This window comes from Burkholderia sp. KCJ3K979 (genome assembly GCF_016759955.1).
Classification (GTDB): Bacteria; Pseudomonadota; Gammaproteobacteria; order Burkholderiales; family Burkholderiaceae; genus Burkholderia; species Burkholderia orbicola.
The window spans coordinates 1-9,903 of record NZ_JACFYV010000234.1; the positions used below are offsets into that span (position 1 = coordinate 1).

Consider the following 9,903-nt stretch of genomic DNA (forward strand, 5'->3'; position numbering starts at 1 on the left):
CGCCGAAGACGAGCGGCTCACCATACAGGCACGCGAAGCCGCCGGCGCCGCGCAGGCGCACCGTGTCGCCGACCACGACGCCGCGCAGCACCGCGTCGTCGACGTCGATCAGCGGCGCATGCGCGAGCGTGCCGATCGTCGCGCCGGCATGGATGTCGATGTGCTCGTCGGCGAACGCGTACGCGGCCTGCGCGCCTTCGTCGAGCGTGATCGTGCGATCGGCGTAGAGCACGTCGTCGCGATGCGCGTCACGTGCGACGTGGATCGCGTCCGCGTGCTGCACGGCCAGCCCGAGCGTTTGCCAAGGCGGCACGGCCGACGCATCCGCCGGCGGCGTGCCGGCCACGTGCGCGCGCAGCGCGTCGTGCCAGCGCGCGGCGAGCAGCGCCTGATCGACGAACGGCCCGTCGCCGATCGGGAGTGCCGCGACGTCGCTGCGCCGGATCAGTTCATGCAGCATCGGCACGAACGGCAGGGCGAGTACGCTGGCCACCGGCACCATCACATTGAAGGTCGTCATCGCTCATCGCTCCGGTTTCAACTGCCGGCGAAAACGCTCGGTCTTGTCCCATTTCAGTTCGCGGCGAAACGCGGCGTCGAGCGCGAGTCCCCAGAGCGCGGAGACGACCGCCGCGATCGTCACGCAAAAGCCGACGACGTTGACCGGCACGAGCCGCAGGCGCGTCGCGCGGCCGTCGAGCCGCGCGGCGACGACGATCTCGAAGAACACGCCGAAGTTGCCGAAGGTGCTGAACGAGAACAGCGCGAACAGCGACAGGAGCAGGCCGAGCGCGGTCGAGTTGACGCCGTTGAACAGGTAGAGCGCGAGCGCGGCGCTCCACGCGATCGCGAGCAGCGCCGGCATCGCGAATACGCCGAGCAGCAGTGCGCCGTCGAGCCGGCAGCGCCGCGAGATCAGCGGATTGCGCAGCACCGGCACCAGATAGCGCAGCATCGTCTGGTTGTGGCCCTTCGCCCAGCGGGTCAGTTGCCGGGCGCGGACGGCCCAGCGCTCCGGCACTTCCTCATAACATTCGGCGTGGTTCAGATAGACCGTGCGCCAGTCGCTCAGCAGCAGGCGGTAGGTCATGTCGGTATCTTCGGCGAGCGTGTCGTCGCACCAGCCGCCCACGGCGTCGAGCGCACCCTTGCGGATGCCGCCGACCGTGCCGCCGTACTGCGGCACCAGGTCGAGATTGTTGCGGGCTTGCTGGTTGACCTGATAGCCGCCGGCGCGCTCGAGATCGAGCAGCCGCGCGAGCAGGTTGCTGTCGGCGTTCTGCGGCACGACACGGCCCATCACCGCGCCGACTTCCGGATCGAAGAACGGCGCGACGAGTTCCTTCAGCAGCCCCGGTCGAGGCAGGTAGTCGGCGTCGAATACCACCATGATGTCGCCGCGGATGAACCGCAGCGCATCCTTCAGCGCGGCTGCCTTGCCCGGCTTGCCGGTTTCGCGGTGAAACGGCTGGATCAGCTCGGGCGCGAGTGCCCGGACCTCGTCGATCAACGCGCGCGTGTTGTCGGTCGAGCGGTCGTTGACCGGGATGATCGTGAGCCGGTCGCGCGGGTAGGTCGTGGCCAGCAGCGCCATCAGGCAATCGACGATGACCGTTTCCTCGTTGTGGGCGGCGACGAATACCGTGAGCCGAGGCCAATCGCCGTGGGTCATCGTCCGGTAAGGCGCGTGTTGCGGCTTGAACAGGCGATCGAGGCTGAATACGTAATGCCGCGCGGCATACGCGCACGTCAGCAGCGTGAACAGCCACAGGTACGCCACGCACGGCATCAGCAACAGCTCGGGATCGAACGTGATGCCCGCCGTGGTGGCGGGCGGCGGCTCGAGCGACGCGTCCGTGTCGGTCGCGGCCTGTGCGGCGAGCGAAAGCGTCACGCTATCGAGCGCGGTGCGCTCCATCGCGATCGCGATGTTTGCGGCGTTCGCGGCAGTCGTGATGTTGGCGGCGGGCACGCTGAAGCGGGCCGGTTCGGCGATCGCCCGCGATCCGGTGTCGCGCACGATCAGCGAGCAGGCCAGCACGATCAGCAGCAGGATGCCTTGCTCGCAGAGTGACGCCGTCCGCGTTTTCGTCATGTCCTGGTCCCCGTGCCCGCGACGACGACCGATGAGAGCTGAAGGCGCTCCGTGGATCGCGCGGATGTCAATGGAAGGCGGTGACGCGTTCGTCGCACAGGGGCGGTTGTCGGTTGCCCCGGACGGACGCGTCGCGTCGCCTCCCGGCTTCGTTGCTTTGGCGTCCCCGTCTGTTTGCTGCCGTGCGAGTGCTTCGGGACGCACCTGTCTGACATTAAGCAAGGCGTGCGCCATCTGCCGGCATGCCCCGCGCGACAAGGGGGCGAGCGCCGCAGGCGAATGCGCGAGGCGCGCGGACGGCGTGTTTTGATTCACTGACGAATCAGCGTGCGCGCGCCGCATTCGACTCCGCAGGGGCGATCGCACGCATTCGAACACGTCGCGCGGCGACCGGGGCGGTCCAACTTGTCGTGCCGCATTGTCGGCGCAGCCTGGCATGGCTGACCGTCGTGTGTCGTGCGTCGTGTGCGAGACGGCCCGGCGCGCCGAACGAACGCCGCTTTCACATGAGACGAATGGACCGGACTCCGATGTATTTGCCGGTTTGGGCGTGGCGTTACACATTCGCAACATTTCCCGCGCACCGATTCGTGTGAGGCAACCACCGTCGTGTGCCGGGGAAATCCGGTGTGCGCGAGGGTGGACGACGATCGCGTGCGCGCTGCAGGCTGCACAGACGAAAGCGGCGAATCAAGACGACGCAACGCGCGTCGAAAGATGCACGCCATTCGCCGTGTCGCGTGCGCTCGACATGCATGCACGATTCATCGGACGACGTCGTCAGACGGATCGCGCGCGCGTCCGGCTGTTTATCGTTGTCGTGTCGATCCGGCGATGCGTGTGCCCGTAGCAGTTGTGAAACATTCCGCGACGCGATGTTTGCACGCGCAGGCTGCGGAATGAAGCGGGCCGGGAGGCGGGCCGGCTGGTTTGAATATTGCTGTAGTGGGAGGACCTGATGCTCGACGCAGCGAGGAACGGCTCATGACGTGATCGATCCAGTACGACGGGACGCCGGTAGTACGACGATTCGCGCGGCTTCGACCGTGCGAACGAGGTGGCGCGCTCGCCCCGCGACACCGCCGCGTGTTGATCGCGTGCGAGTACGGGATGCGCCGCCCGAATACATGCTTCGCGCCACGTGCCGGATCGCCAGGCGCGAAGTGGCTAAACGAGGATAACGATGAAGAAGATCTTGCTTGTGTTCGGGACTCGGCCGGAGGCCATCAAGATGGCGCCGCTGGTGCGCGCGCTGAAGGCGCAGGCGGATGTCGACGCCCGGGTGTGCGTGACCGCGCAGCATCGCGAAATGCTCGACCAGGTGCTGACGCTGTTCGACATCAAGCCCGACTACGATCTCAACCTGATGCGGCAAGGCCAGACGCTGACCGACGTGACGACCGGCATCCTCCAGGCGATCGGCATGGTCTTCGACGAATTGCGACCGGACATCGTGCTGGTGCACGGCGATACGACGACCACGCTCGCGGTGAGCCTGGCCGCGTTCTATCGCTATCTGCCGGTCGGTCACGTGGAAGCCGGCTTGCGCAGCGGGGACATCTGGTCGCCGTGGCCGGAGGAACTGAATCGCCGCGTGACCGATGCGGTGTCGTCATGGCATTTCGCCCCCACCGGGCAGGCGCGCGACAACCTGCTGAGCGAAGGCGTGCCTGGCGGGGCGGTCTCGCTGACCGGCAATACCGTGATCGACGCGTTGCACGAGGTCAAGCGCATGCTGGATCGCACCGCCGCGCTGTCGGACAGGATCGCCGCGTACTTCCCGTTTCTCGAACCGTCGCGGCGCGTCGTGCTGATCACCGGCCATCGCCGTGAAAGTTTCGGCGAACCGTTCCGGCATTTCTGCGACGCGCTGTGCGCGCTGGCGAGCCGCTATCGCGATGCGCAATTCGTCTATCCGCTGCATCTGAACCCGAACGTGCGGGAGCCAGCACGCGCACGGCTCGGCGGCGTTCCCAACATCTACCTGATCGAGCCGCAGGAATATCTGTCGTTCGTATTCCTGATGTCGCGCGCGTATTTCATCATCACGGATTCGGGCGGCATTCAGGAAGAAGGGCCGGCGCTCGGCAAGCCGGTGCTCGTCACGCGCGAGACGACCGAGCGGCCCGAAGCGATTCAGGCCGGCACCGCGCGGCTCGTCGGCACCGACCAGGAGCGGATCGTGTGGGAGGCGTCGCGGCTGTTCGACAGCGAGAGCGCTTACGAGGAAATGTCGCGCGCGAGCAATCCGTACGGCGACGGCCATGCGAGCGAGCGGATCGTTCACGCGCTGATGCGCACGCCCGGCGTGCCGACGAAGACGACGAGTTTTGCGATGGGCGCCGCGGAAATGCCGTTCAACGCGCTCACGCTCGGATTGCAGGCGTTGCGCTCGCCGTGAAGAAGGACGCGCGGTAGCGCCTGCCGGCGCGTTCGACGCAGGCGTCAAACATCCGGTCCGGCCGCGAGGTCGGCCGGATGTTTGCCTGTATGCGACCCGGAACCCATTTTCCCGATGCATTCAAAAGTGTTTTCGCGGGAAGCCTCTTTCGCGGAACGGCACCGCGCACGGATACTTCTGCGGATATCCAACCCGCCTCTTCCGAAAATCGCATCGACGGGCGGAACTCCGATGCGGGGTCCGTTGCATTCGCACTTGCACGGGATCGCCGAGCGCCCGTCGCGTGTCACACCATGCCCATCCCCATGACTCAATTCATTCATCAAGCATCATTGCCGGCCCGCTATCGGGCGTGGACCTGGCAAGGCAGCGAGCATCCCGCGCAGTTGCGTCTCGAACAACGCGAAATGCCGGGGCTGAAGCCCGGCCAGGTGCTGGTCCGCAACCACGCGATCGGTCTCAATCCGGTCGACTGGAAAGTGCTTGGCGGCGCGCTCGTGAACTGGCGTCTCGGGCATGTGCCCGGCGTCGATGGCGCGGGCACGGTGGTCGCGGTTGCGGACGACGCGATGCGCTACCTGCTGGGCCGCCGCGTCGCCTATCATCAGGCGCTCGGCGAGCACGGGAGTTTCGCGGAATACACGCCGGTTGCGGCCGGCGTGCTGCTGACGGTGCCCGACACGCTCGATTTCGAAACGGCGGCGAGCGTCCCGTGCCCGGCGCTGACCGCATGGCAGGCGCTCGAGAAGGTACCGTGCCGCGTGGCGAGGGAAATCCTCGTCAGCGGCGCGGGTGGCGCGGTCGGCAACTACCTGGTGCAGATCGCCGCCGATCGCGGGTTCGTGGTGTCGGTGTCGAGCCACGAACGACATTGGGAGCGCCTGCGCGAGCGAGGGGCAAGCCATTTCCTGCCGGGCGCCGTCGATGAAACGATCGGCGCGACGCCCGAACTGGCCCGGCGTTTCTATGCGGTGTTCGACAGCATCGATGCGCGGTATGCGGCCCGCTGGGCACCTGCAGTGGCCGCGAACGGGCATATCGTGTGCATCCAGGGGCGCTTCGACACGCCGCCGCTGCCGCCGTTCACGTCGAGCGCGTCGCTTCATGAAGTCGCGCTGAATGCGTTGCACACGTATGGCGACGATGCGGCGTGGCTCGAGACGACCACGGCGGGCAGCATGCTGCTCGCCGGTATCGCGAACGGCCGGATGCAACCCGAAGCACGCGTCACGGGCGACTTCGAGAAGTTGCCCGCACAGCTGGAAGGGCTCCGGCATCGGCGGTTCTCGGGCAAGCCCGTGGTGCTGGTCGACTGACGGGCGCGATCGGCCGTCGACGCATGCCGTTTCCGGCCGAATTCCCGTGCCGTTTGCCTAAAACTCTCGAACCGCGTCGATCCGACGCCAAATCCGAAATGGTTCGATAATGCGGACGGCGATCCATGCGGACGAGCATCTGGCCGGCGTGACGTTGAAAGGTTGCGCAAGCAACCGGCCGACAGCATCGTTCGCAGCATCAGCCCGACCGTGCTGCACGCGACACGGTCGACGAAACGGTGCCACGCCTGCCTGATCGTTCGGAATGTGCGCCGCGCCGTTCGAATCCCCACTCGATGCCTGCCCGGCGGGCATCGCAACCAGGAGGTGAACGATGATCACGCTGACCGTCAACGGTAGCGAGCAGCACTTCGACGGCAATCCCGACATGCCGTTGCTCTGGTATCTGCGCGATGTGCTCGGCCACACCGGCACGAAGTTCGGCTGCGGGATGGCGCTGTGCGGCGCGTGCACCGTGCATCTCGACGGCGTGGCGATCCGCGCGTGCATCACGCCCGTCGCGGTCGCCGCCGGCAAGCGCGTGACGACGATCGAAGGCTTGTCGACGGACCTCACGCACCCGCTGCAGCAGGCGTGGCAAGAGCTGAACGTCGCGCAATGCGGCTACTGCCAGTCCGGGCAGATCATGCAGGCCGCGTCGCTGCTGAAGACCAATCCTCATCCGACCGACGCCGACATCGACGATGCGATGTCCGGCAACATCTGCCGCTGCGGCACCTACACGCGCATTCGCGCGGCGATCCGGCTGGCCGTGCGCCGCGGAGGTGCCGCATGAGCGCGCCCGAACTCTCCGTGCACAACGAAAGCCGTCGCGCGCTGCTGCTGGGCTTCGCATCGGGCGGGCTGTTGCTCGCGTTCGGCGTGCCGTCGCTCGCGCAGGCGGCCGCGCCGGTGCAGCCGCCCGTCAGCGCGAATCCGCAGTACGGCGGCGCAGGGATGCCGCACGGCTTGCGCGACGATCCGAACCTGTTCGTGGCGATCGCACCGGACGGCACCGTCACGGTGACCTGCATCCGCTCCGAGATGGGGCAGGGCGTGCGCACGAGCGTGGCGCTCGTGGTGGCCGACGAGCTCGGTGCGGACTGGGCACGCGTGAAGGTCGCGCAAGCGGTGGGCGACGAGCCGCGCTACGGCAACCAGAACACCGATGGTTCGCGCAGCCTGCGCCAGAGCTTCGCCGCGCTGCGCCGCGCGGGCGCGGCCGCGCGCACGATGCTCGAGCAGGCCGCGGCAGCGACGTGGGGCGTCGACGTGCGCCAGGTGAAGGCGACGGTGCACGAGGTCGTCGACACGAAAACCGGACGCAAGCTCGGCTTCGGCGAACTGGCCGCGAAAGCCGCCGCGCTGCCGGTGCCCGATACGAAAGGCGTGGCGTTGAAGGCGCCGGCCGAATTCCGCTATATCGGCAAGGGCAAGACGGCGCTGATCGACGGACGCGACATCGTCGGCGGGCGGGCGCAGTACGGGATCGATACGCGGCTCGACGGCATGCTGTACGCGGTCGTCGCGCGCCCGCCGGTCTACGGCGATACAGTGGCGTCGTTCGATGCATCGGCTGCCGAGAAGCTGCCGGGCGTCGTGAAGGTCGTGCAACTGGCGTCGACGCCGCTGCCTTCCGGCTTCCAGCCGTTGGGCGGCGTGGCCGTGATTGCGCACGATACGTGGACGGCCATCCAGGCACGCGCGCAGTTGAAGATCGACTGGAAGCACGGACCCAACGCGGGCTACGACTCGGCCGAATATCGCAAGGCGCTCGAAGCGGCTGCCGCGCAGCCGGGCGACGTGATCCGCAGCGACGGCGACGCGGCGGCGGCACTCGCCGGTGCGGCGAAACGCGTGCGCGCGACGTACTACATTCCGCATCTCGCGCACGCGACGATGGAGCCGCCCGCGGCCGTCGCGCGGGTGGCCGACGGCCGCTGCGAAGTATGGACCTGCACGCAGGCGCCGCAGACCACGCGTGACGAAATCGCGAAGGCGCTCGGCTTGCCGACGGAGCGCGTGACGGTCAACGTGACGCTGCTCGGCGGCGGGTTCGGCCGCAAGTCCAAGCCCGATTACGTGGTGGAAGCCGCGCTGCTGTCGAAGGCGGTCGGCGCACCCGTGAAGCTGACCTTCACGCGCGAGGACGACATCGCGCACGACTACTTCCACGCGGTGTCGCTCGAAGCGTTCGACGGCGGGATCGATGCGTCGGGGAAGGTGGTCGCGTGGCAGCATCGCACGGTCGCGCCATCGATCCAGTCGACGTTCCGGCCCGGCGTCGTGCACGAGCAGCCGGGCGAGCTCGCGCAAGGCATCGCGGATCTGCCGTTCGCGATTCCGAACGTGCGGATCGAGAATCCGGCCGCGCAAGCGCACACGCGGATCGGCTGGTTCCGCTCGGTGTACAACATTCCGCATGCGTTCGGCATCCAGAGTTTCGTATCGGAGCTCGCGCATGCGGCCGGCCGCGATCCGAAGGATTTCCTGCTCGACCTGATCGGGCCCGCGCGGCGTTTCGAGCCGCACATCACGGTGAAAAACGTGAACTACGGCGAGGACCCCGCGCTGTATCCGGTCGATACGGGGCGGCTGCGGCGCGTGGTCGAGACGGTCGCGCGCGAAGCCGGGTGGGGGCGCAAGCTGCCGAAGGGGCACGGGCTCGGGATCGCCGCGCATCGCAGCTTCGTGTCGTACACGGCCGCGGTGTGCGAGGTGCAGGTCGATGCGGACGGCAGGATCTCGGTGCCGCGCGTCGACATCGCGATCGACTGCGGGCCGCAGGTCAATCCGGAGCGCGTGCGTTCGCAACTCGAGGGCGCGGTGGTGATGGGGCTCGGCATCGCGCTGCACGGCGAGATCACGTTCAAGGACGGCCGCCCGGAGCAGAGCAACTTCAACGGCTTCCAGGTGCTGAGGATGAACGAGGCGCCGCGCGAAATCCGCGTGCATCTCGTCGCGCCGGACGATTACGCGACGCCGCTCGGCGGTGTCGGCGAACCGGGCCTGCCGCCCGTCGCGCCGGCGCTGACCAACGCGATCTTCGCGGCGACCGGCACGCGCATCCGCAGCTTGCCGGTGGCCGATCAGCTCGCGAAACCGCAGGCCGGTTGACGCAGGATCTGTCCCGCGCCGGGCCGCATCGTGCGGCCCGGCTCACTTCGAGCCCTGAATGAGCCCTGAACGAGGAGGATGACGTGACCTCATCCGATGTCAGTGTGAAACAGACGGTTTCTCCCGCCGAATGGGAGGCACGAGTCAACCTGGCGGCCGCGTATCGCCTCACCGCGCTGTTCGGCTGGGACGATCTCGTGTTCACTCATATTTCCGCGCGCGTGCCCGGCCCCGAGCACCACTTCCTGATCAACCCGTACGGGATGATGTTCGACGAGATCACGGCGTCGTCGCTGGTCAAGGTGGATCTCGACGGACGCAAGGTGTCCGAATCGCCGTACGAGATCAACCCGGCCGGCTTCACGATCCACAGCGCGGTGCATGCGGCCCGCGACGATGCGCAATGCGTGATGCACACGCATTCGATCAACGGCGTGGCCGTCTCGGCGCAGGAAGGGGGCTTGCTGCCGCTATCGCAGCAGTCGCTTGGCGTGCTGGCGTCGCTCGGTTACCACGACTACGAGGGCATCGCGCTCAACGAAGGCGAGAAGGCGCGCCTCGTGCGCGACCTCGGCGGCAACACGAACCTGATGTTGCGCAACCACGGGTTGCTGACCGTCGGTGCGACGCCGGCCGATGCGTTCGTCGCGATGTACTTCTTCGAAGCGGCCTGCATGATCCAGGTGCGCGCGCAGGCGGGCGGCTCGACGCTGCTGCCGATCGCGCAGCCGATTCTCGACGGCATCAAGCAGCAGATCGCCGCGGTCACGCGCGGAATGGGCGCCGGGGCGCTCGTCTGGCCCGGATTGCTGCGTCGGCTCGATCGGCGTAATCCCGGATACGCGGACTAGCTGTGAAGCGTCAAGAGGTTGTTTCTCGACGCGGGAAGTCTGGCCATCGGCGCAACGCCGCCGATGGCGCTATGGGCACGATGCCAGTTGTAGTGGTGCTGCCAACTCGCCAAGGCTTCGATG

General features: G+C 67.5%; 6 protein-coding genes and 2 pseudogenes. 5 read left to right on the plus strand and 3 right to left on the minus strand.

Going from position 1 to position 9,903, the window contains the following annotated elements; all coding sequences use genetic code 11:
• Together H3O04_RS30460 and H3O04_RS30465 are read right to left on the minus strand one after the other, a co-directional pair.
• Window positions 1-520: pseudogene (locus tag H3O04_RS30460) on the minus strand (polymer-forming cytoskeletal protein); the annotation flags it as partial.
• A 3-nt stretch (window positions 521-523) separates the two neighbouring features.
• On the minus strand, window positions 524-2,095 hold the full coding sequence (locus tag H3O04_RS30465) for a glycosyltransferase family 2 protein (RefSeq protein ID WP_202589090.1): 1,572 nt from the start codon (window positions 2,093-2,095) through the stop codon (window positions 524-526).
• 1,183 nt (window positions 2,096-3,278) lie between these two features.
• Between H3O04_RS30465 and wecB the strand changes: the two genes are divergently transcribed.
• The 5 genes from wecB to H3O04_RS30490 all read left to right on the plus strand — a co-directional run bounded on the left by wecB (window position 3,279) and on the right by H3O04_RS30490 (window position 9,780).
• Window positions 3,279-4,496, plus strand: coding sequence for a non-hydrolyzing UDP-N-acetylglucosamine 2-epimerase (wecB, locus tag H3O04_RS30470; protein ID WP_027806479.1), 1,218 nt, complete (start codon window positions 3,279-3,281; stop codon window positions 4,494-4,496).
• A 305-nt stretch (window positions 4,497-4,801) separates the two neighbouring features.
• Window positions 4,802-5,812, plus strand: coding sequence for a zinc-binding dehydrogenase (locus H3O04_RS30475; RefSeq protein ID WP_011694252.1), 1,011 nt, complete (start codon window positions 4,802-4,804; stop codon window positions 5,810-5,812).
• Between the two features lie 334 nt (window positions 5,813-6,146).
• Window positions 6,147-6,608 carry a (2Fe-2S)-binding protein gene (locus tag H3O04_RS30480; RefSeq protein ID WP_011545121.1) on the plus strand — a complete coding sequence of 154 codons (462 nt, stop codon included), beginning with the start codon at window positions 6,147-6,149 and terminating at the stop codon, window positions 6,606-6,608.
• Entirely contained in the window at window positions 6,605-8,929 is a 2,325-nt protein-coding gene (locus H3O04_RS30485; RefSeq protein ID WP_078040852.1) for a xanthine dehydrogenase family protein molybdopterin-binding subunit, read from the plus strand. The genes H3O04_RS30480 and H3O04_RS30485 overlap by 4 nt, the downstream gene beginning before the upstream one ends.
• Before the next feature lie 83 nt (window positions 8,930-9,012).
• The gene (locus tag H3O04_RS30490) at window positions 9,013-9,780 is read left to right on the plus strand and encodes a class II aldolase/adducin family protein (protein WP_078040853.1); all 768 of its coding nucleotides are present in this window, start codon (window positions 9,013-9,015) and stop codon (window positions 9,778-9,780) included.
• Here H3O04_RS30490 and H3O04_RS30495 read toward each other — a convergent pair.
• Window positions 9,777-9,903, minus strand: a pseudogene (locus H3O04_RS30495) (IS481 family transposase); the annotation flags it as partial. The gene H3O04_RS30490 and the pseudogene H3O04_RS30495 overlap by 4 nt on opposite strands.

Coding starts and splice junctions, on each gene's coding strand:
- H3O04_RS30465 (WP_202589090.1), bottom strand. CDS start 2,095: ATGACGAAAACGCGGACGGCGTCACTCTGCGAGCAAGGCATCCTGCTG.
- wecB (WP_027806479.1), top strand. CDS start 3,279: ATGAAGAAGATCTTGCTTGTGTTCGGGACTCGGCCGGAGGCCATCAAG.
- H3O04_RS30475 (WP_011694252.1), top strand. CDS start 4,802: ATGACTCAATTCATTCATCAAGCATCATTGCCGGCCCGCTATCGGGCG.
- H3O04_RS30480 (WP_011545121.1), top strand. CDS start 6,147: ATGATCACGCTGACCGTCAACGGTAGCGAGCAGCACTTCGACGGCAAT.
- H3O04_RS30485 (WP_078040852.1), top strand. CDS start 6,605: ATGAGCGCGCCCGAACTCTCCGTGCACAACGAAAGCCGTCGCGCGCTG.